This window comes from Burkholderia sp. 4NA327C6, assembly GCF_005502655.1.
Classification (GTDB): domain Bacteria; phylum Pseudomonadota; class Gammaproteobacteria; order Burkholderiales; family Burkholderiaceae; genus Burkholderia; species Burkholderia contaminans.
In genome coordinates this window covers 12,296-33,776 of sequence record NZ_SCNZ01000045.1, presented here as the reverse complement: position 1 = coordinate 33,776, position 21,481 = coordinate 12,296, and the positions used below count along the sequence as shown (strand labels likewise).

The following is a 21,481-nucleotide window of genomic DNA, read 5'->3' as shown; positions in this document are numbered from 1 at the left end:
GCGGCAGTGTGAAGATTGCGTATCAGGGCGAGATCATGCCTAAACGTTTCTTCAACGACTGCGGCTTGCCCTCGAAGAGCGCCGCGTAATAGACGGTGTTCGACAGCACGTTCTTCACGTAGTCGCGCGTCTCGTTGAACGGAATCGTTTCTGCGAAGATCGCGCCTTCGACCGGCTGCGTCAACACCTGGCGCCACTGGCGCGGCCGGCCCGGGCCCGCGTTGTAGCCGGCCGTGGCGAGCACCGGCGAGCTGTCGAAGTTGTTGTAGATGTCCGCCAGATACCAGGTGCCGAGCTGGATGTTGGTATCGATGTCGTGCATCTGCGCGCGCGAGATCGTGCCCATGCCGAGCTTCTTCGCAACCATTTGCGCGGTGGCCGGCATCAGCTGCATCAGGCCGCCCGCGCCCACCGACGAACGCGCGCTGATGATGAAGCGCGATTCCTGGCGGATCAGCCCGTACGCCCACTCGATGTCGAGGCCCGTCGATTGCGCATAGCGCTCGACGATGTTGCGGTACGGCGACGGGTAGCGCAGCGTGAAATCGTGCTCGGCCTTCGTGCGGTCGGCCGTGTTGACCGTGCGGTCGAGCAACTCGACGCGCTTGCCGTATTCGGCCGCGGCCAGCAACTGGCGATCGGTCATCCCGCGCAGCGGCCAGTTCCATTCGCGGTTGCCTTCGAGGCGCAGGTTCAGCGCGTAGAAACGCTGCGCGAGCGCGAAGCCGGGAATCTTGCTCATCGCATCGATCTCGGCGTCGCTCACCTTCGTGCGCGGCGGGATCGTCGTGCGCTGGCCGAGCTCTTCGCCGGCGAGCTGCCCGTAGAAGTTGAACTGGCCCGCGACCTGCTCGAATTCCTGGTTCGCCTGCAGCGTGTCGCCGCTCTGCTTGAGCGCGCGCGCATGCCAGTAGATCCACGCCGGATCGTTGCGCAGCGACGGCGGCATCTGCTCGATCGACCAGCGCACCATCGGCCAGTTGCCGGCGAGCAGCGCGGCGCGCGTGCGCCATTCGTAGCCCGGGTTCGACAGCGGCGCATTCGTCGATTTCGCATACCAGACCGATGCGAGCGGCGAGCGCTTGATCGCGCCCTGGTAGCCGATCGCGCCCCACGCGATCGCCTGCTCCTGCTTGGTCAGCGACGGCGCGACCGTGGTCAGCATCCCGGCGGCGGCGTCCGGATCGTTGCGCGCCATGCGGCTGAGCGCGATCAGGGCGATCTGGTGCGAGGTGGCGTCGGGGCCGACGCCGCGCGCGAGGTACAGCGGCGGCGCGCTCGTCGCCTGGTCGAAGCCGACCGGGCGCGGGCCGAGCGCATCGACGATCTTGCCGCCGAGCGTCGTGTAGTTCTGCTCGTATGCGAGGCGCGCCTGCTGCCACACGTCGTCGCTCGTGAACTGCTGGTTGACCGTGAGCGCGGTGATCAGGTCGACGCACGCGTCGCCGTAGTTCTTCGGCTCGACGAGCAGCGCACGTGCCGCTTCGGCGACGTTCTCGCCGCGCGCCGCGCGCGATTCCAGCGCATAGCACTTGACCTGCGTGTCGTCGTCGAGCACGAAGCGCTTGTATTGCTCGTCGAAGTTGCGCCAGTCGTGGCGCGCGCCGAGCACGAGCAGGTAGTCGTTGCGCAGGCGGTCGGCGATCGCCTGGCCGTCGTAGCGCTGCAGGAACGACTGCACGGGCGCGTCCGGCGCGTCCACGCGCGCGCGGCCCGTCGAATCGAACAACTGCGGCTTGATCTGGAAATACTCGACGTAGGACGGTACCGGATAGTTCGGGATCATCGACGCGAGCTGCGCGGCTTTCGCGGCGTCGTTGCGACGCGCGGCTTCACGAAGCTGCACGAAGGTCTGGTCGTCCCCGGAGACCGTATCGTCGTTCGGCGCGGCGCATGCGGCCGTGCCCGCGACGAGCGCTGCGGCCGAAAGCGTCAGCGCGACCGCGCGATATACTCGAAAAAGGCTGTTCGACATCGTTTTGAATGGAGCACGAAGTGAGCGAAAGCATAGCACGCAACCCTGTGCCGAACCCGAAGGTTGCACTACGCAAAACGCTGTCCGGCGCGCGTCGCGACGCCGCGTCGCAACCCGCCGCGAACGCCGCGCTCGACGCGCGGCTGCGCACGCTGCTCGAACGGCTCGCGCCGCGTACGGTCGGGTTCTACTGGCCGCTGCCGGGTGAATTCGATGCGCGCGACGCGGTGCTCGCGTGGTGCGCGGCCGGTGCCGGCAGGCAGGCCGCACTGCCCGTGATCGACGAACGGCACACGCCGCTCGAGTTCCATGCGTGGGACGCGCACACGCCGATGCGCGAAGGTCATCACCGGATTCCGGAACCGGCGTCGGGAATCGTCGTCGTGCCCGACCTTTTGCTGATTCCCTGCGTGGGATTCGATCGGCAGCGCTACCGGCTCGGCTACGGCGGCGGCTACTACGACCGCACGCTTGCCGCATGGCCGGGCAGCGAACCGCCCGTGACGGTCGGCATCGCGTATGAAGCGTGCCGCGTCGACGCGCTGCCGGCCGAAGCGCACGATCTCGCGCTGCACTGGATCGTGACCGACGGCGCGCTGCACCCGGCCGCCGGATGACGCGGCGGCCGGCGCCGCATCCGTCGTCGCGCGCCCGTCAGCGCAGTGCCGCGCGCCACCCGCGGCGCAACCGTTTACAGCGACGCCGCCGCGCGCGCGGCCGTGTCGTACAGGCCCGATGCGTTGCGCAGCAACTGCGCCGCGTCGCCGATCTGCTCGTTGGTGAGCCCGCTGTCCTTCAGCGTCTCGATCAGGCAATGCTCGCGCACCTCACGGTACTTCAGGCACAGCTCGCGGCCCGCGTCGGTCGCGAAGAAGAACACTTCCTTGCCGTTCTTCTCGCTCTTCACATAGCCGCGGGCGATCAGTTTTTTCAGCGCATAGGTCGCGACGTGCGTATCCTCGATATTGAGCACGAAGCAGATGTCGGCGAGTTTCTTCTTGCGTTCGCGATGGCTGACGTGATGCAGCAGCGACACCTCGACCGCCGTCATGTCCTTCGCGCCGGCCGCCGACATGCAGCGCACCATCCACCGATTGAAAGCATTGCCTGCCATGATGAGGCCGTATTCGAGTTCCGACAGCTCCGCGCTCGAATCGGAAACGAGGTGTTCGGATGACACGATCTTGGTCGCAGGACGCTTCATGGAAAGGCGGAGCAAGCCGGATGACAGGGTGTGCCGAGTGTACGCCAGAAGCCCCGACATACGGGCTAGGCGAAAACGCTTATTGGGAAGTTGTCGATATTTTATCGACAATGTGCGCTAACATTGCCGTCCGAACCGTGCCAGTCCGATGACGCAACCCCGCATTTATCCGCTCGGTGATACAGCCCTCGTCTGCGAGGTGCCGCCACCCGCCACGCTCGATTGCCAGCGCCGCGTCTGGGCCGTTGCCGAGGCCGCGCGCGCGTGGCCCGACGTGATCGACGTCGTGCCCGGCATGAACAACCTGACGATCGTATTCGATGCGCTCGCCACGACGGCCGATTCGCTCACGCCGGCGCTGCGCGACGCGTGGGAGACGGCCGACGTCGAGCACGCGGACGGCCGCGAGGTCGAGATCCCGGTCGAATACGGTGGCGCCGCCGGCCCCGATCTGCCCGCCGTCGCCGCGCATACCGGCCTGTCGGTCGACGAAGTCGTCGCGCGCCACGCGGCCGGCGCCTACGTCGTGTTCTTCGTCGGCTTCCAGCCGGGCTTCGCGTATCTCGGCGGGCTCGACGCCGCGCTGCACATGCCGCGCCGCGCGGCGCCGCGCCTCGAGGTGCCGGCCGGCTCGGTCGGCATCGGCGGCGCGCAGACGGGTATCTACCCGGCCACGTCGCCCGGCGGCTGGCAACTGATCGGCCGCACGTCGCACGTGCTGTTCGATCCGGCGCGGCCGCAGCCGACGCTGCTGCTGCCCGGCGACCGCGTGCGCTTCACCATTGCGGGAGTCGACGCACGATGACCCAGAGCAACGTACCGGGCACCATCGAGGTGGTGCGGGCCGGCCCGCTGACTACCGTGCAGGATCTCGGGCGCCGCGGCGCGCGCCATCTCGGCGTCGCGCAGGGCGGCGCGCTCGACGGCCTCGCGCTCGAAGTCGGCAACCGGCTGGTCGGCAACCGCCCCGATGCGGCGGCGGTCGAGATCACGATCGGCCCGGCCGCTTTCCGCTTCACGCGCGCGACCCGCATCGCGATCACCGGCACCGAGTTCGGTGCGACGCTCGACGGCCGGCGCGTATATTCATGGTGGAGCCTGCCGGTCGAGGCCGGGCAGACGCTCGTGCTGCCCGCCGCGAAACGCGGAATGCGCGGCTACCTGTGCATCGCCGGCGGCATCGACGTGCTGCCGATGCTCGGCTCGCGCAGCACCGATCTCGCCTCGCGCTTCGGCGGCCTCGGCGGCCGCGCGCTGCGCGATGGCGATCGCCTCCCGGTCGGCGTGCTTCCGGCCGGGATGGGTTGCCTCGCGGCCGACGCCCCCGAATTCGGCGTCAAGGCGCCGGCGTGGTGCGCGTTCGTGCGCGTCGACGAGCCGCCGCGCCGTCACCGCCCCGCGCATGCGCCGTGGGCGATGCCGGTGCGCGTGCTGCCGGGCCCCGACTACGCGTCGTTCGCCGCCGATTCGCAGCAGGCGTTCTGGGATGAAGAATGGCTGGTCACGGCGAACAGCAACCGCATGGGCTACCGGCTTGCCGGCGTCGAACTCGTGCGCGAGCGGCCGGCCGAGCTGCTGTCGCACGCAGTGCTGCCCGGCACGATCCAGGTGCCGCCGAACGGCCAGCCGATCGTGCTGATGCACGACGCGCAGACCACCGGCGGCTACCCGAAGATCGGCACGGTGATCCGTGCGGATCTGTGGAAACTCGCGCAGGCGCGGCTCAACCTGCCGATCCGCTTCGTGCGCACGACGCCCGACGCCGCGCGCGCCGCGCTGGCCGCGGAACGTGCGTATCTGCGGCAGATCGACGTGGCGATCGACCTGCGCGAGGAAGCGCGCCGCCGCGCCGAGTCGCGTGCGGCGTGACAATAGCGGTAGCGGTACCGGAGGCAGTCGCAGTAGAGAAGACGGGCCACGCAATCAGTGGACGAGGAACATCATGCAAATCGATCTGAATGCCGATCTCGGCGAAGGATGCGGTTCGGACGAGGCGCTGCTCGACCTCGTGACGTCCGCGAACATCGCATGCGGGTGGCATGCGGGCGGTGCGAACGCGATGCGCGACTGCGTACGCTGGGCCGTGCAGAAAGGCGTGGCGATCGGCGCGCATCCGAGCTTTCACGATCCGGAGAATTTCGGCCGCAAGGAAATGCAGCTGCCGGCCAGCGACATCTACGCGGGCGTGCTGTACCAGCTCGGCGCGCTGTCGGCGATCGCACAGGCGGAAGGCGGGCGCATCGCGCACGTCAAACCGCACGGCGCGCTGTACAACCAGGCCGCGCGCGACCCGATGATCGCCGATGCGGTGGTGTCCGCGATCCGCGATTTCGACCCGTCGCTCGCGGTGTTCGGGCTCGCGAACAGCGTGTTCGTCGCGGCCGCGCGGCACGCGGGGCTCGCCGCGGTGGAGGAAGTGTTCGCCGATCGCGGCTACCGCGCCGACGGCTCGCTCGTGCCGCGCAACCAGCCCGGCGCGCTGATCGACGACGAGGACACGATGATCGCGCGCACGCTCGACATGGTGCGCAGCCGGCAGGTGCGTGCGATCGGCGGCGAATGGGTGATGCTCAATGCACAGACCGTCTGCCTGCACGGTGACGGGCCGCATGCGCTGGTATTCGCGAAACGGATTCGCGCCGCGCTCGAGGCGGTCGGCGTCGACGTGGTCGCGCCCGGGATGCTGCAGGCCGACGAACGCGCCTGATCCGGCCGATCGCACGCGCGAACGCACGATCCGTCGTACAAAAGAAAAAAGCGCCCTCGTGGCGCTTTTCCGTTGGCGCAATCGCTGCGGCTTCGCCGTCTGTCGATTCACCCCCCGAAACCGTCTTGCGACGGTGACCGGAAAATTATTCCGGATTAAAAAACGTCCGCCGCCGCCCGATCACTGCCTTTCCCCGGTGGGACGACGGAACGTCGCTTATCCCGCAAGTCGGCCTGCATGCCTGATTGTTGTTCGACGATGTTTGGCCCCGCCGTACATGCAGACACTTCCGCGGCCGGCACGTGCACCACGTGCCGGCAACGCGCTCACCCCGCGCTTTATTTTCTGCTACCCCGTAGAACTTTTTCTATTCTTTTCATTTTTTCAACTTGTGGATCGAAGAATAGATATTGGCAGATCGGGATGTCAATCGTTTGAAACGCTATTTTCTGATGATTCGAGGGTTTTCCTTATCGAATCGCGTGCCCATACAGGCGTTCGAGCCGTTCGCACGACGTCAATCAAACAGGGGAGGATCGGTTCGGGCGCGGTGACGGCGATCAGTTCGCGTCGACCCTGTAACCTTGTTGACGCAACAATTCGAGCACGCCGCGCGGGCCGCCCAAGTGCAGCGCGCCGATCGCGACGAACAGCGGCCGGTTCGGTGCGGCGATTGCCGTCATCCGTGCAACGAAGCGCCGGTTGCGCTCGTACACGATCTTGTTGTCGATCGCGTCCGACAACGCCTTCGAACGCGCGAGCCGCTCGCTCTTCGCGACCGCCCATGCCGAGATCGCATCGGCGTCGCCAATTCGCCACAGTCGATGCAGCGCCTTGATGTCGTCGGCGTTCTGCGCGGGCGTCTGCACCATGTCCTGCGCGAGCATCTCGCGCTGCTCGGCGAGCGTCAGCCCGGTGAACGCGCGCATCTGCTCGGCGAGCGTCTCGAGCCCGATCACGCGGCCGCCCTTCTTCTTCAGGAACACGTTCTGCAGCTGCGCCTCGGTGCCGTATTCCGTCTGCAGGCCGGCCGACAGCGAATCGTAGGTCTCGACGACGAGCGCCGCGAGCCACGGCCGCATCTTGCGGATCTCGGCGAGCGCGGCCGGATTGCCGCGCAGGCGCGCCGCGAGTCGCTGCCACAGCGGCTCGGGCAGCAGGCGCTGCAGGCACGGGTAGCGGCAGACGCCGTACTTCGACACGTCGTCCTGCGATTCGAGCAGGTCGTCGGGCGACAGCTCGAGCGCGAGCGTCGGCGACGCGGCGAGCGCCGCGAGGATGCGCGGCCGGAACGGCTGCGCGCTCGGGTAGTCGGACGGGTCGCCGGTGTGCAGCGTGCCGAGCACGTAGAGCGTGACCTTGCCCTTGGTCGCGACGTAGAACGGCATGCGCGCGGGCTGCACGCGCACGGTGCCGCGCGATACCGTGCCGTCGGACACGGCGGGCGCGTGAAAGCCCGGCAGGCTCATGCCGGGCGGCGGGACTTGCGACGGATGGATCGGTGAAGTGGCCGGCGCGCGCCCTTCGGCGCGCGCGGATTCGACGGGAACCACGAGGCTGGCCGCCACACACGCGCCGGCCAGCGCCGCGCCCGTGACGGTACGCACGCTCCAGCGCCGCGCGTAGCGGTACGCGCGCATCACGCGCGCGCTGCTTGCCCCCGCACGGCGCACGCCGGACGCGCGCGCCGCCAACGCTTCAGGCATTCTCCTCCCCGACTTCCTCGGCCCGATGGCAGGCCACGCGCCGGCCGTCGACCTCGCGCAGCTGCGGCTCCTCCACCCGGCAGCGCTCGACCGCATACGGGCAGCGCTGATGGAACGCGCAACCTGACGGCGGATTGAGCGGCGACGGCAGCTCGCCCTGCAGCTTGATCTGCACGCGGCGGTCTTCCTCGAAGATCGCCGGCGTCGCCGACATCAGCGCACGCGTGTACGGATGGCGCGGCCGCGCGTAGATCGTCGCCTTGTCGCCCAGCTCCGCGACGCTGCCGAAGTACATCACCATCACGTCGTCCGCGACGTGCTCGACCACCGACAGGTTGTGCGAGATGAACACGTAGCTCGTCTTGAACTGCTCCTGCAGATCCATGAACAGGTTCAGGATCTGCGCCTGGATCGACACGTCGAGCGCGGACACCGGCTCGTCGGCCACGACGATGCGCGGATCGAGGATCATCGCGCGCGCGATCGCGACACGCTGGCGCTGCCCGCCCGAGAACATGTGCGGATAACGCTTCGCGTGCTCGGGCCGCAGGCCGACCGTGCGCATGATCTGCGCGATGCGCTGCGCACGTTCCGCGGCGGTCAGGTTCGCGTTGATCTCGAGCGGCTCGGAAAGCGTCTGCTCGACGGTCTTGCGCGGATTCAGCGACGCGAACGGGTTCTGGAACACCATCTGCACGCGGCGGCGCAGGTCGGCGACCGTCTCGCGGCTTGCGCCGGCGACGTTCTTGCCGTCGATCGTCAGGCTGCCCGACGTGGGCGTCTCGATCATCGTCAGTTGGCGGGCGAGCGTCGACTTCCCGCAGCCCGATTCGCCGACGACGGCGAGCGTCTTGCCGCGCTTCAGCGAGAACGACACGCCGTTCAGCGCCTTCACCGTGCCCTGCCCGAACATCCCGCGCTTCACCGAATAGTGTTTCGCGAGGCCGTCGGCCACCAGCACGGCTTCCTCGTCGTGCGACACGCGAGGCGTTTGATTGACTGCATTCATCGTGCACCTCCCGTCAGGTCGAGGTTGGAAACGTTGAGCGGCTTGATGCAGCGTGCGCGCATCGCGTCGTTGCCCTGCACCAGCGTGTCGAGCGCCGGCCGCGCCTTGCGGCAATCGTCGACGACGTACTTGCAGCGCGGCGCGAACAGGCACCCGGACGGGCGATCATCGCGGCCCGGCACCATGCCCGGCAATGCGGCAAGGCGACGCGCCCCCTGATTGTGCTCGGGAATCGCCGCGAGCAGCGCTTCGGTGTACGGATGATGCGGCGCGCGGAAGATGTCGGGCACGCTGTTGGTCTCGATCACCTCGCCCGCGTACATCACCGCCACGCGCTGAGCGACTTCCGACACCACGGCCAGATCGTGCGAGATCAGCACGAGCGCCATCCCGCGCTCCTTCTGCAGCTTCACGAGCAGGTCCATGATCTGCGCCTGGATCGTCACGTCGAGCGCGGTGGTCGGCTCGTCGGCGATCAGCAGCTTCGGGTTGCACGCCACCGCCATCGCGATCATCACGCGCTGGTTCATCCCGCCCGACATCTGGTGCGGGAACGACGCGATGCGGTTCTTCGCGTCGGGAATGCCGACCTGGTCGAGCAGTTCGAGCGCGCGCCGGTGCAGCGCGTCGCCGCGCAAGCCCTCGTGCAGCTTCAGCACTTCCTTGATCTGGTAGCCGACGGTATAGCTCGGGTTCAGGCTCGTCAGCGCGTCCTGGAACACCATCGCGATGTCCTTGCCGACGATCTTGCGGCGCGCCTTCGGCGACGCCTTCAGCAGGTCGACGCCGTTGAACGTGACTTCGTCTGCCGTCACCTTGCCCGGCGCGTCGATCAGGCCCATCAGCGCCATCATCGTCACGCTCTTGCCCGAGCCCGATTCGCCGACGACGCCCACCACCTCGCCCGGCGCGATCGACAGGTTGATCCGGTCGACGGCGGGCAGGCCGTTGAAATTCACCGCGAGATTGCGGATGGTCAGAAGATCTTGGCTCATGGTCAGGCCATCCGTTTCAGTTTGGGATCCAGCGCGTCGCGCAGCCCGTCGCCGAGCAGGTTGATCGCGAGCACCGAAATCAGGATCGACAGGCCCGGCATCGTCACGATCCACCATGCGTTGTCGATGTAGTCGCGCGCGGAGGCCAGCATCGCGCCCCATTCGGCGGTCGGCGGTTGCACGCCGAGGCCGAGGAAGCCGAGCGCGGCCGCGTCGAGAATCGCCGACGAGAAGCCGAGCGTCGCCTGCACGATCAGCGGCGCCGTGCAGTTCGGCAGCACCTGCGAGAACATCAGGCGCAGCGTGCCGGCACCGGCCACGCGCGACGCCGTCACGTATTCCTTCTGCAGCTCGCCGAGCGCCGATGCGCGCGTGAGGCGCACATAGGCCGGCAGCGCGACGATCGCGATTGCGAACATCGTGTTGGTGAGGCCCGGGCCGATGATCGCGACGACCGCGACCGCGAGCAGCAGCGACGGCAGCGCGAGCAGCACGTCCATGATGCGCATCACCGGCGTGTCGGCCCACTTCTGGAAGAACGCGGCGACGAGCCCGAGCACGATGCCGGGGATCAGCGCGAGCACGACCGACACGAAGCCGATCCAGAACGACATCCGCGCGCCGTACATCAGGCGCGAGAGAATGTCGCGGCCCGCTTCGTCGGTGCCGAGGATGAACTTCCAGTTGCCGCCGTCGAGCCACGCGGGCGGGATCTTCACGAAGTCGCGGTATTGCTCGACCGGGCTGTGCGGCGCGAGCAGCGGCGCGAGCAGCGCGACCAGGATCAGCACGATCACGACGATGCCGGCGCCGACGGCGCCGCGGTTGCGCGAGAAGTTCGCCCAGAACTCGCGCAGCGCGAGCGCACGGCCGCCGGCCGGCGCGGATTCGGTCGGCAGGGTATTTTGCAGATTGCTCATGGGATTACCTCGTGTGGCGGATGCGCGGATTCAGCACGCCGTACAGCAGGTCGACGACCAGGTTCACGACGATCACGAGCGTCGCGATCAGCAGGATGCCGCCCTGGACGACCGGATAGTCGCGGCGGCCGATCGCATCGATCAGCCACTTGCCGACACCGGGCCACGAAAAGAGCGTCTCGGTCAGCACGGCGCCCGCAAGCAGCGTGCCGATCTGCAGGCCGATCACGGTGACGACCGGGATCAGCGCATTGCGCAGCGCGTGCACGACGACCACGCGCGCGGGCGACAGCCCCTTCGCGCGTGCGGTGCGGATGTAGTCCTCGCGCAGCACTTCGAGCATCGACGAGCGCGTCATCCGCGCGATCACCGCGAGCGGGATCGTGCCGAGCACGATCGCGGGCAGGATCAGGTGGCTGACCGCCGACTTGAACGAGCCTTCATCCGGCGCGAGCAGCGCGTCGATCAGCATGAAGCCCGTCGGGTGCGGGAAGTCGTATTCGACCGCGATGCGCCCCGACACGGGCGTCCAGCCGAGGTATGACGAAAACACCATGATGAGGATCAGTCCCCACCAGAAGATCGGCATCGAGTAACCGGTGAGCGCGGTGCCCATCACGCCGTGGTCGACGACCGAGCCGCGCCGCAGCGCGGCGATCACGCCGGCCGGCAGCCCGACCGCGAGCGCGAACACGAGCGCGCACAGCGACAGCTCGACGGTCGCCGGGAAGCGCGCGAAGAACTCGCCCGCGACGCTCGTGTTGGTGATGATCGACGTGCCGAGGTCGCCATGCAGCGCCCGGCCGATGTAGTGGATGTACTGCATGGGCAGCGGCTGGTCGAGCCCGAGGCGTTTCATCGCCTCCGCATGCATCGCGGGATCGACGCCGCGCTCGCCCATCATCACTTCGATGGGGTCGCCCGGTATCAGGTGAATCAGCGCAAACGCCAGGATGGTGATGCCGATGAAAGTCGGGATCACCATGCCCACGCGGCGCAACACGAATGTGAACATGATGCGTCTCGGATTTTCTTGTGGGAAATGTGCGACCGGCGACGGGAAGCTTTTGGCCTCCCGCCGCCGGATGAATTAGCCGGTCTCGGTCTTCGTAGACAGCTTACGACACGCGTGTTACTTCACGCTAACACCGTCGAAGCGGGCATAGCCGAGCGGCTCGATACGCATGTCGACCACGGTCTTGCGCACCGGCTGGTAGACCGTCGAGTTCGCGATCGGCGAGAACGGCAGCTGTTGCGCGAAGATCTGCTGAGCCTGCATGTAGAGCTTCGTGCGCGCGTCCTGGCCCGTCGTCGTGCGGCCCTTCTGGACCAGCTCGTCGAACGGCTTGTAGCACCAGTGCGAGAAGTTGTTGCCCTTGATCGCTTCGCAGCCGAGCAGCGTGCCGAGCCAGTTGTCCGGGTCGCCGTTGTCGCCCGTCCAGCCGATCAGCATCGTGTCCTGCTCACCCGAGTGCGCGCGCTTGATGTACTCGCCCCACTCGTACGTGACGATCTTCGCCTTCACGCCGATCTTCGCCCAGTCGGCCTGGATCATCTCGGCCATCAGGCGGGCGTTCGGGTTGTACGCGCGCTGCACCGGCATCGCCCACAGCGTGATCTCGAAACCGTTCGGGAAGCCGGCCTTCGCGAGCAGCGCCTTCGCCTTCGCGGTGTCGTTCGGCGCCATCTTCAGGTTCTTGTCGTACGACCATTGGGTCGGCGGCATCGGCGCGTTTGCCGCCTGGCCTGCGCCCTGGTAGACGGACTCGAGGATCGCCTTCTTGTTGATCGCCATGTCGAGTGCCTGACGCACCTCGAGCTTGTCGACCGGCTTGTGCTCGACGTTGTACGCGAGATAGCCGAGGTTGAAGCCTGCCTGCGACGGCATGTCGACGTTCGAATCGGCCTTCAGCGTCGCGATGTCGGCCGGACGCGGATAGCTCATCACCTGGCATTCGTTGCGCTTGATCTTCTGCACGCGCACGCCCGGATCCGGCGTGATCGAGAAGATCAGCTTCGAGATCTTCACTTCGCCCTTCTTCCAGTAATCAGGATTCCCGTCGAACCGGATCGTCGCGTCCTTCGTGTAGCTGCGGAAGATGAACGGACCCGTGCCGACCGGTTTCTGGTTGATGTCGGCGGCCTTGCCTGCCTTCATCAGCTGGTCGCCGTATTCGGCCGACAGGATCGACGCGAATTCCATCGCCATGTTCTGGATGAACGGCGCGTTCGGCTCGGCGAGCGTGAACTTCACGGTGTACGGATCGACCTTCTCGACCTTCGTGATCAGCTTGTCGAGGCCCATGTCGGTGAAGTACGGGAACGACACCGGGTACGCCTTGCGGAACGCCTGGTTCGGGTCGAGCATGCGCTGGAACGTGAACAGCACGTCGTCCGCGTTGAATTCACGCGTCGGCTTGAAGAAGTCGGTCGTATGGAACTTCACGCCGTGACGCAGGTGGAACGTGTACACCTTGCCGTCCGACGACACGTCCCACTTCTCGGCGAGGCCCGGCTCGACCTTCGTGCCGCCGCGCTCGAATTCGACGAGGCGGTTGTAGACGGTGAACGTAGCTGCGGTGAAATCGACGCCGGTCGTAAATTGCGCGGAATCGAAACCCGCCGGGCTGCCTTCTGAGCAGTAGACGAGCGTTTTGTTCGGGATCTGTGCGAATGCAGAACCCGCGACGCCGAGCGATGCCGCTGCCACGCCTGCAATGGCGGTAACACGCAGGGTGTGCAACAGACGGTTGTATTCCATGTTTCCTCCAGGTCTCCAGATCGGAACCGGCCCGCCAGGGGCCGGCGTACGCGGATATTACTTGAGCTAACGATGTGGCAACAAGCTGGAGAAAAAACTCTTCTAGATGCCCGCCGGGTTTTTGCCGATGTTTAGTGGGGGTAAAAAATGCGACAACGCGCGCGAGCACCAATTTCGTTCATTTCGCGCAAGTTTCGTTCGACAACTAAACAATTCGGGCGCGAACACGAAGGATCGACTCACCGCTTTGCCACGGACTGCAGCACATCATTGCGTTTTGCGAAATGATCCGGTGACCGTCGTCAAATCGTCATGTCGTCGAGTCGTCACGCGGGCGCATCGAGGTCGGCGCTGCGCACGGGCACGAATGCGACCGCGACGATCGACAGCGCGATCCCGGCCATCACATAGTAGGTCGGCGCGAGCGGCGTACCCGTTACCTTGATCAGCCACGTGACGATGAACTGCCCGAAGCCGCCGAACAGCATCACCGCGACGTTGTACGCGATCGACAGCCCGGTCGAGCGCACGTTGGCCGGGAACAGCTCGGCTATCATCGCGCCGAACGGCCCGTAGTAGCCCGCGAGCGTGACCGACAGCACGGCCTGCACCGCGATCAGCCGCGCGATGCTCGGCGCCGCGTCGAGCCAGGCGAACAGCGGATACATCAGCACGAGCGTGAGCGCGAGCGACCACAGCGACAGCCCCTTGCGGCCGATGCGATCCGACCACGCACCGGCGATCGGCGACAGCACCATCAGCAGCAGGTTGCCGACGATCACCGCGTAGAACGATTCCGCGTAGGGCAGCTTCAGCTGCTTCACCGCGAAGGTCGGCAGATAGCTGATCAGCACGTAGATCGTCACCGTCAGCGCGATCACCGAGCCGAGCCCGCACAGCACCTCGCGCGGGTGGCGCGTGAACACTTCGCCGAGCGTCGCGCGGCGCGCGCTTTGCTGCGCGTGCAGGAACGCCTCGGAATCGGCGAGATGGCGGCGGATGTAGAAACCGATCGGGCCGATCACGAGCCCGAGGATGAACGGCACGCGCCAGCCCCAGCTGCGCAGCGCCTCGTGCGACAGCCCGCGCGTGACGGCCGCGCCGACGAGCGCGCCGATCAGCAGCGCGGCCGCCTGGCTCGCCATCTGCCAGCTGCCGTAGAAGCCGCGTTTCGAGAACGGCGCGGCCTCGATCAGCAGCGCCGTCGCGCTGCCGAATTCGCCGCCCGCGGAGAAGCCCTGCAGCAGGCGGCCGAGCACGATCAGGATCGGGCCGCCGATGCCGATCGCCGCATACGGCGGCGCGATCGCGAGCAGGAAGATGCCGGCCGTCATCAGGAGGATCACGAGCGACAGCGCGGCCTTGCGGCCCGCGCGATCCGCGTACAGCCCGAACACGATGCCGCCGATCGGGCGCATGAAGAACGCGACGCCGAACGTCGCGGTGGTCAGCAGCAGCGACGAGTATTCGCTGGAGGTCGGGAAGAACAGCTCGGCGATCACGACCGTCATGAAGCCGAACACCGTGAAGTCGTACCACTCGAGCGCGTTGCCGATCACGGCGGCCGCGACTGCACGCCGGTTCAGCGCACGCTCGGGCCGGATCGTTTTCGTTGAATTCGCAATCGTCGCCATGCGTGCCTCGTCCTCGTCAGTTCGCCGTGCCGGGCTGCGCGGCGCGCGGGATGCCCGCGGCGCGCCGGTTTGCAGCGAGTGTAGAAAGCGACGGAACCGTTTTCAAGCAATAAAAAACGCCCACCGTCTTTCGACGGCGGGCGTTGTGCGGTTTCCGCCACAATGCGGCATCGCACGATGCCGCACGGGCCTCAACCCATCTTCGAGAAGGCGCTGCACCAGCCTTTCGCCGACACCTGCTTGCCGGGGAAGGCGCCGCACGGGCCCGAGGCCGAGCCCTTCTTGCCCTGGTACAGCATGCAGGCCGCGCAATCCTGGCCTGCTGCGTATTTCGGGTACTTCGTCTTGTCGACCTTCGTCGCATCGGCCTTGTAGCCGAGTGCCGTCGCGGTCGGGTCGCTTTCCGCGAGCATCGGCGCATCGGCCAGCGCTTCACGCGACAGCGCCAGCGCGGACACGGCACCAATGCTCGTAATCAGGAAACTCCGACGGGATGTTTTCATGGGGGACTCGCTCCAACGTTATCGGTTTGAAAGCTGTTCTGGCGACAGCCGTTCGACAGAATAACGCTCAAGCAAATGGTTGTGCGCGTCGAAATGTCATAGATAAGAAATTCGACACACCGGGCGAGTGCGCCGCGTCAACGATAAGCCGCCATGTCGCCCACCCGCTGCGCGAGCGCGAGCGACGCGGTGAGCCCCGGCGACTCGATGCCGAACAGGTTCACGAGCCCGCGCACGCCATGCTGCGCGGCCCCTTGCACGATGAAATCGGCCGGCGGCTCGCCGGGGCCCGCGACCTTCGGCCGGATGCCCGCATACGCCGGCTGCAGCGCGCCATCCGGCAAGCCCGGCCAGAAGGCGCGGATCGACGCGTAGAACGCGCTCGCGCGCGCCGGGTCGACTTCATAGCGCAGCGCATCGCACCATTCGACGTCCGGGCCGAAACGCGCCTGCCCGCCGAGATCGAGCGTCAGGTGCACGCCGAGCCCCGCGCGGTCGGGCATCGGGTAGATCAGGTGGGAAAACGGTGCACGCCCCGACAGGCTGAAGTAGTTGCCGCGCGCGAGATAGAGCGGCGGCACCCAGCGCGGGTCGAGGCCGCGCGTTCGGCGCGCCAGCGCCTGGGCGCCGAGGCCCGCGCTGTTGATCACGCAGGCGGCCTCGATCTCGGTCGGCTCGTCGCCGCCCGTGCGCACGACGAAGCGCCCGCCGCGCAGCACGTCGATCGATTCGACCGGGGATTTCAGCGCGCACACGGCGCCGTCGCGCTCCGCGTCGCCGAGCAGCGCGAGCATCAGCTGGTGGCTGTCGACGATGCCGGTGGACGGCGAGAACAGCGCCTCGACGCATTCGAGCGCGGGCTCGAGCGTCTGCGCCTCGGCACGCGTGAGCGGCATCAGGTCGAGCACGCCGTTTTCGGCCGCGCGTGCGGCGATCGCCCTCAACTGCTTCACCTGCGCGGCGCTCGTGGCGACGAGCAGCTTGCCGGCGCGCCGGTGCGGCACATGATGCGTCTCGCAGAATTCGTACAGCAGGTCGCGCCCGTGCACGCACGACGTCGCCTTCAGCGACCCGCGCGGATAGTAGAGCCCCGCATGGATCACTTCGCTGTTGCGCGAACTCGACCCGGTGCCGATCGCATCGGCCGCCTCGAGCACGAGCGTTTCACGCCCGCGCGCGGCCAGTTCGCGCGCAATCGCCAGACCGACGACACCCGCGCCGATCACGACACAATCCATCTGCTCCATGACGTTTCGCGCCGCTAGCGCGTCGAGGGGAGAGAAGGGAATTGTACGTCCCGGTTCATCCGCTTGCCGAAGGTCGTGCAGCGTGTCGCGACGACGCGCATGACGCGCGACGCACGGCACGACGCACGGCGCGGCACGGTGCACATGCCGCCGCCGTGCGCGCGCCGCTCGTTCAGAAGCCGATCGTCCGGCGCTTCGCGGCGCCTTCGTCGGCCCGGATGTCGCGCGGCCCGATCGCGTCGCGGCCGGCGAGCCGTGCGGCGCCGAACGCGTGCAGCAGCGCGCGGCGCATCGTGCGCGGCGGGGTCGCGGCCAGCACGTCGAGCGCGTCGTCGCCGAGCGTGTCCGGGAAGCGCCGCCCCCACGCATGCGACGTGCGGATCTCGTCGTAGATCGTCTGCGCGATCCGGCGCGCGCCGGCCGCGTCGGGCGGCTCGATCTCGTACACGTTCATCCGGTTGAGCAGCGGCTCCGGAATCGCGTGCGCCTCGTTCGCGGTCGCGATCCAGATCACGTTGCCCGCATCGATCGGCACTTCCGCGAATTCGTCGATGAATGCGCGCGCGGTGTCGTGCTCGAGCAACGCATACAGCGCGCCGAGCGGATCGTATTGCGCATCGCTGCCGGCCTTGTCGATCTCGTCGACCGCGATCACCGGGTTCGCGTAGCTGCCGTTCACGAGCGCATCGAACACCTTGCCGGGCTTCGCGTTCTTCCATTGCGACGACGCCCCCGACAGGATCCAGCCGGCCGTCAGCGAACTCATCGGCACGTAGTGGTAAGCGGTGCCGAGCAGTTGCGCGAGCGCCTTCGCGAAGTGCGTCTTGCCGATGCCCGGGGGCCCGAGCAGCAGGATCGGCATCAGTTCGAGCCGGTCGTCCGTTTCGAGGCACAGCGCGACCTGCTTGCGCACGTCATCGAGCGGCTCGGCGAAATTGGGCAATGCCTCGCCGAGCGCGTCGAACGACGGCATCCGGTTCGGCTTCACGCAGAAGCGCAGATTGCCCGTCTTGAGCATCCTCTCGTAGGTGGCGCGCAGTGCGTCGCTCGCGCTCTCGTTCAGGTCGTTCAGCGCCGTCTCGACCTGCTCGAGGTCGTACACCGTGCTGAAGGATGCCACCGCCAGTTCCTGTTTCACCATCGCCGTCGTCATACCAACCTCGCTGCTGCTTGCCGTCACATGATCATCAGACCCTTACGATTTCAGTGTAGCGATCCCGCATCTCCGCGCAAGCAAGCAGCCGCGTGCGTCTGCTGCTAACACCCGCGCGCGCTGCACGCCGGCGCGCCGCGGCGTATGATCGATGGTTCCCCCACCCGCCACACCGGCCTTGCCGACCGCGCCCGCGCGGCGCGTCGGGCCCGCCCCGAAGGTATGCCGATGTCCGTCCCCTCTGCTGTCCCGCGCGTCGATGCCGATGCGATCGACGCCGTCGACGCTGCGCTCACGTCGCGCCGCGCGGTCCGCGCGTTCCTGCCGACGCCCGTGCCGCGCGACACACTCGAGGCCATCCTCGAAGCCGCGAGCCGCGCGCCGTCGGGCACCAACATCCAGCCGTGGCGCGTGTACGTCGCAACGGGCGCCACGCGCGATGCGCTCGCCACGGCACTCACCGCGGCCCACGACGATCCCGCGCGCGACGAGAAATACGTCGCCGAGTACGACTACTACCCGCGCGAATGGGTGTCGCCGTACATCGACCGGCGCCGCAAGGTCGGCTGGGACCTGTACGGCCTGTTGAACATCGGCCGCGACGAGAAGGCGCGCATGCATGCGCAGCACGCACGCAACTTCCGTTTCTTCGATGCGCCGGTCGCGCTGTTCTTCACGCTCGACCGGGTCATGACCTACGGTGCCTGGCTCGACTGCGGGATGTTCCTGCAGGGCGTGATGACGGCCGCGCGCGCACGCGGGCTCGATACCTGCCCGCAGGCCGCGTTCGTGCCGTTTCACCGGATCATCACCGAACACCTCGGTATTCCCGCCAACGAACAGCTCGTCTGCGGGATGTCGCTCGGCCATGCGGACCCCGACGCGATCGAGAACCGCCTCGTCACCGAGCGCGCGCCCGTCGCCGAGTTCACGCGCTTTTTCGCTTGAAAACGCACGACGCGGCCCTACCTTTCGAACAGGAACGCATCGTGCGGCGAACCTGCGGCGACGCGTCCTGTCACATCGCGATCGAAATCGATCGGGCGTAAGATGTGCGTCCGTTCCCCGCTATTTCCGCGTTTCCGGAGACGTTTCATGCTGAAACACGGCCTGGCCGTCCTGCTCGCGAGCATCGCGCTCGCCGCCCATGCGCAGAGCCCCGCACCGGCCTCCGTCTCGTGGGAGATCCAGGTCGTACGCGACGGTCAGACCATCGACACGTTCCAGCAGCGCACCACCGTGGGTCAGACCCGTACCGATACCCATCGCTATCCGTCCGCCGTGCCGGTCGGCTGCGGCAATGCCGCGCGCGTCGTGCCGACCGAGCGTTCGCGCTCGGTGACGGTCGCCCCGCTCACCGTCGATACCGGCGCGAACACGGTGTCGCTCGCGCTCGACGTGCAGGAAACGATCGACGACGAAGGCGCGAAGCCCGCCGATCCGTGCGTGCCCGCGTCGCCGCGGCAAATCGTCGCGAGCCACCCGGGCCTGACGGTCGGCGCCGACGCGTGGACCGACTGGACGCTCGTCGAGCAACATCCGCACCTCGTGTACCGCGTGCGTGCGCACGTCGCGAAGGATTGAGCGTCATGTCCGCCGACGCCCTGTCCCTGCCGTTCGCCGAACCGCACGCCGCCCCCGACGAAATCACCGCGGTGAGCTGGAACCTGCACAAGGGCCGCTCGCCGCTCGGCTTCACCGCGTGGAACGCGATGCGCAACTGGATGCAGTCGACGCACGCCGACGTGTATTTCCTGCAGGAAGCGATGGCGCGCCGCATGCCGCGCCCCGTGCTCGCGCCCGGCTTCGGCGCGCCGATGGACGACGCGGTCGACGACGTCTGGCACTGCCAGGCCACCGAGATCGCACATGCGCTCGACTGGCAGATCGCGCTCGGGCCGAACGTGTTCAAGCCGTCTTGGCGGCATGGCAATGCGATCCTGTCACCGCATCCGCTCGATCTCGGCGGCCGCTGGGACATCTCCGCGCACCGTTTCGAGCGGCGCGGGCTGCTGGTCGCGCGCGCGACGCTCGCGGGCGCCCGCCCGGTCACGCTGCTGTGCGCGCACCTCGCGCTCACGCGCGCCGCGCGGCTGCGCCAGATGCACTGGATCGCGCACTGGATCGTGCGCAACGCAGGCGACGGCCCGCTGATGCTCGCCGGCGACTTCAACGACTGGCGCAACGATTCGGTCGCGCTGTTCGGCGAGATCGGGCTGTCCGAGGTCGCGACGCTGCTCGGCGAATCGGGCCGCACGTTCCCCGCGTTCTCGCCGGCGCTCGCGCTCGACAAGATGTTCGTGCGCGGGCTGACGCCGCTCGAATGGCGTGCGCCGTCCGGCGAGGCCGCGTGGCTGTCGGACCACCTGCCGTACATCGCGCGCCTGCGCCTCGATCCGCAATAACGCTCCCGATCCCGGCCCGATAGCAGCCGGATTGCGCGCCGCCACAGCACAGCCGCGCGCCGCCCGCTCGACGCACTGTGCGGCGTGGCGCTCGTCGGCCTCGGCGCGAAACTCGTGGCCGAACGCCGAAAAACCGAAAGCTGATTGAAATAATTCGTTGCGCCAAATCCGCGCGGCCACGCGGGTCAAGCCCGCGATCCGCGTCAACAGGGTAAAATAACGAGTTCCTCAATCGTCTGTCATCGAGAAGGCGCGTGTCCGACGCGCCGGCCGGCCGATCCGTGATCGGGCCGTCGCACTCGGTTTTTTGCCCGTTTTTGGGCCCGTTACTCGCGTTCGCTACGCGCGTCCGTTTTCAAAGCCATGAGCAAATACGACACCGCCACCGTCCAATCCGTCCATCACTGGACCGACACGCTGTTCAGCTTCACCTGCACCCGTGAGGCGAGCCTGCGCTTCAACAACGGCGAATTCACGATGGTCGGCCTCGAGGTCGACGGCAAGCCCCTCGCGCGCGCCTACTCGATCGTCAGCCCGAACTACGAAGAGCATCTCGAATTCTTCAGCATCAAGGTGCAGGACGGCCCGCTGACGTCGCGCCTGCAGCACCTGAAGGTGGGCGACACGGTGCTGATCGGCAAGAAGCCGACGGGCACGCTGGTCGCCGACAACCTGCTGCCGGGCAAGACGCTGTGGATGCTGTCGACGGGCACGGGCCTCGCGCCGTTCATGTCGATCATCCGCGATCCGGACATCTACGACCGCTTCGACAAGGTGATCCTCACGCACACGTGCCGCCTGAAGGGCGAGCTCGCGTACATGGACTACATCAAGCACGACCTGCCGGGCCACGAGTACCTGGGCGACATCATCAAGGAAAAGCTCGTCTACTACCCGACGGTCACGCGCGAATCGTTCGACAACGAAGGCCGGATCACCGACCTGATCGCAACGGGCAAGCTGTTCACGGATCTCGACGTCCCGCCGTTCTCGCCGGAAAACGACCGCGTGATGCTGTGCGGCAGCACCGCGATGCTGAAGGACACGACCGACCTGCTGAAGCAGGCCGGCCTCGTCGAAGGCAAGAACAGTGCACCGGGCCACTACGTGATCGAGCGCGCGTTCGTGGACTGATCGATCCCTTAGGGCCTGTTCCCGCCAATAACGGGCTTGCGCTGGCCGTCAGAAGGGCCGAGCGCAAGGATTGCGACGAAGCGAATACTCGACGTATTCGCGAGGAGCATGACGCAGCGATCGGCCCT

At 67.2% G+C, this 21,481-nt stretch carries 20 protein-coding genes; 8 read left to right on the top strand and 12 right to left on the bottom strand.

Annotated elements, in window-relative coordinates; genetic code table 11:
* Positions 1–22: 22 nt before the first annotated feature.
* Positions 23–1,975, bottom strand: a complete 1,953-nt coding sequence (locus tag FFS49_RS32585) for a lytic transglycosylase domain-containing protein (RefSeq protein ID WP_039354823.1) — start codon at positions 1,973–1,975, stop codon at positions 23–25.
* A gap of 8 nt (positions 1,976–1,983) precedes the next feature.
* Here FFS49_RS32585 and FFS49_RS32580 point away from each other — a divergent pair, with 8 nt between their 5' ends.
* Complete coding sequence (locus FFS49_RS32580) at positions 1,984–2,592, top strand: 5-formyltetrahydrofolate cyclo-ligase (RefSeq protein ID WP_071335227.1); 609 nt, start codon at positions 1,984–1,986, stop codon at positions 2,590–2,592.
* Between the two features lie 74 nt (positions 2,593–2,666).
* On the opposite strand, the gene FFS49_RS32575 is transcribed toward FFS49_RS32580, so the two are convergent.
* Positions 2,667–3,179, bottom strand: a complete 513-nt coding sequence (locus tag FFS49_RS32575; protein WP_039354820.1) for a winged helix DNA-binding protein — start codon at positions 3,177–3,179, stop codon at positions 2,667–2,669.
* 148 nt (positions 3,180–3,327) lie between these two features.
* Between FFS49_RS32575 and pxpB the strand changes: the two genes are divergently transcribed.
* From pxpB to pxpA, 3 genes are all read left to right on the top strand, one after another.
* A complete protein-coding gene (pxpB, locus tag FFS49_RS32570) occupies positions 3,328–3,984 on the top strand; it encodes a 5-oxoprolinase subunit PxpB (RefSeq protein ID WP_039354818.1) in 657 nt (218 codons plus the stop codon).
* Complete coding sequence (locus FFS49_RS32565) at positions 3,981–5,048, top strand: biotin-dependent carboxyltransferase family protein (protein WP_039354815.1); 1,068 nt, start codon at positions 3,981–3,983, stop codon at positions 5,046–5,048. The genes pxpB and FFS49_RS32565 overlap by 4 nt, the downstream gene beginning before the upstream one ends.
* A gap of 73 nt (positions 5,049–5,121) precedes the next feature.
* A complete protein-coding gene (pxpA, locus tag FFS49_RS32560; RefSeq protein ID WP_011353486.1) occupies positions 5,122–5,886 on the top strand; it encodes a 5-oxoprolinase subunit PxpA in 765 nt (254 codons plus the stop codon).
* 560 nt (positions 5,887–6,446) lie between these two features.
* Here pxpA and FFS49_RS32555 read toward each other — a convergent pair.
* The 10 genes from FFS49_RS32555 to FFS49_RS32510 all read right to left on the bottom strand — a co-directional run bounded on the left by FFS49_RS32555 (position 6,447) and on the right by FFS49_RS32510 (position 17,814).
* On the bottom strand, positions 6,447–7,592 hold the full coding sequence (locus tag FFS49_RS32555; protein WP_039354812.1) for a TraB/GumN family protein: 1,146 nt from the start codon (positions 7,590–7,592) through the stop codon (positions 6,447–6,449).
* Positions 7,585–8,601: a peptide ABC transporter ATP-binding protein gene (locus FFS49_RS32550; protein WP_039354810.1), complete on the bottom strand. Its 1,017-nt coding sequence runs from the start codon at positions 8,599–8,601 to the stop codon at positions 7,585–7,587. The genes FFS49_RS32555 and FFS49_RS32550 overlap by 8 nt, the downstream gene beginning before the upstream one ends.
* Positions 8,598–9,596: an ABC transporter ATP-binding protein gene (locus FFS49_RS32545; protein ID WP_039354807.1), complete on the bottom strand. Its 999-nt coding sequence runs from the start codon at positions 9,594–9,596 to the stop codon at positions 8,598–8,600. The genes FFS49_RS32550 and FFS49_RS32545 overlap by 4 nt, the downstream gene beginning before the upstream one ends.
* A gap of 2 nt (positions 9,597–9,598) precedes the next feature.
* Positions 9,599–10,516: an ABC transporter permease subunit gene (locus FFS49_RS32540; protein WP_039354804.1), complete on the bottom strand. Its 918-nt coding sequence runs from the start codon at positions 10,514–10,516 to the stop codon at positions 9,599–9,601.
* 4 nt (positions 10,517–10,520) lie between these two features.
* Positions 10,521–11,531: an ABC transporter permease subunit gene (locus FFS49_RS32535; protein WP_014895775.1), complete on the bottom strand. Its 1,011-nt coding sequence runs from the start codon at positions 11,529–11,531 to the stop codon at positions 10,521–10,523.
* Positions 11,532–11,648: 117 nt separating this feature from the next.
* Positions 11,649–13,277, bottom strand: a complete 1,629-nt coding sequence (locus FFS49_RS32530) for an ABC transporter substrate-binding protein (RefSeq protein WP_039354798.1) — start codon at positions 13,275–13,277, stop codon at positions 11,649–11,651.
* Between the two features lie 326 nt (positions 13,278–13,603).
* Positions 13,604–14,911, bottom strand: a complete 1,308-nt coding sequence (locus FFS49_RS32525) for an MFS transporter (protein WP_039354795.1) — start codon at positions 14,909–14,911, stop codon at positions 13,604–13,606.
* A 191-nt stretch (positions 14,912–15,102) separates the two neighbouring features.
* The gene (locus FFS49_RS32520) at positions 15,103–15,414 is read right to left on the bottom strand and encodes a high-potential iron-sulfur protein (RefSeq protein WP_039354792.1); all 312 of its coding nucleotides are present in this window, start codon (positions 15,412–15,414) and stop codon (positions 15,103–15,105) included.
* A gap of 137 nt (positions 15,415–15,551) precedes the next feature.
* Positions 15,552–16,661, bottom strand: a complete 1,110-nt coding sequence (locus FFS49_RS32515; RefSeq protein WP_105817492.1) for an NAD(P)/FAD-dependent oxidoreductase — start codon at positions 16,659–16,661, stop codon at positions 15,552–15,554.
* A 172-nt stretch (positions 16,662–16,833) separates the two neighbouring features.
* Complete coding sequence (locus FFS49_RS32510) at positions 16,834–17,814, bottom strand: AAA family ATPase (RefSeq protein ID WP_047852328.1); 981 nt, start codon at positions 17,812–17,814, stop codon at positions 16,834–16,836.
* 228 nt (positions 17,815–18,042) lie between these two features.
* Here FFS49_RS32510 and FFS49_RS32505 point away from each other — a divergent pair, with 228 nt between their 5' ends.
* The 4 genes from FFS49_RS32505 (at position 18,043) to FFS49_RS32490 (ending at position 21,353) form a co-directional block, all read left to right on the top strand.
* Positions 18,043–18,762 (top strand): nitroreductase, encoded by a 720-nt coding sequence (locus tag FFS49_RS32505; protein ID WP_039354833.1) that lies wholly within the window; start codon positions 18,043–18,045, stop codon positions 18,760–18,762.
* A 147-nt stretch (positions 18,763–18,909) separates the two neighbouring features.
* Complete coding sequence (locus FFS49_RS32500) at positions 18,910–19,398, top strand: hypothetical protein (protein WP_071335229.1); 489 nt, start codon at positions 18,910–18,912, stop codon at positions 19,396–19,398.
* 5 nt (positions 19,399–19,403) lie between these two features.
* The gene (locus FFS49_RS32495) at positions 19,404–20,219 is read left to right on the top strand and encodes an endonuclease/exonuclease/phosphatase family protein (protein WP_039354781.1); all 816 of its coding nucleotides are present in this window, start codon (positions 19,404–19,406) and stop codon (positions 20,217–20,219) included.
* Between the two features lie 363 nt (positions 20,220–20,582).
* The gene (locus FFS49_RS32490) at positions 20,583–21,353 is read left to right on the top strand and encodes a ferredoxin--NADP reductase (RefSeq protein WP_071335230.1); all 771 of its coding nucleotides are present in this window, start codon (positions 20,583–20,585) and stop codon (positions 21,351–21,353) included.
* Positions 21,354–21,481: the final 128 nt, after the last annotated feature.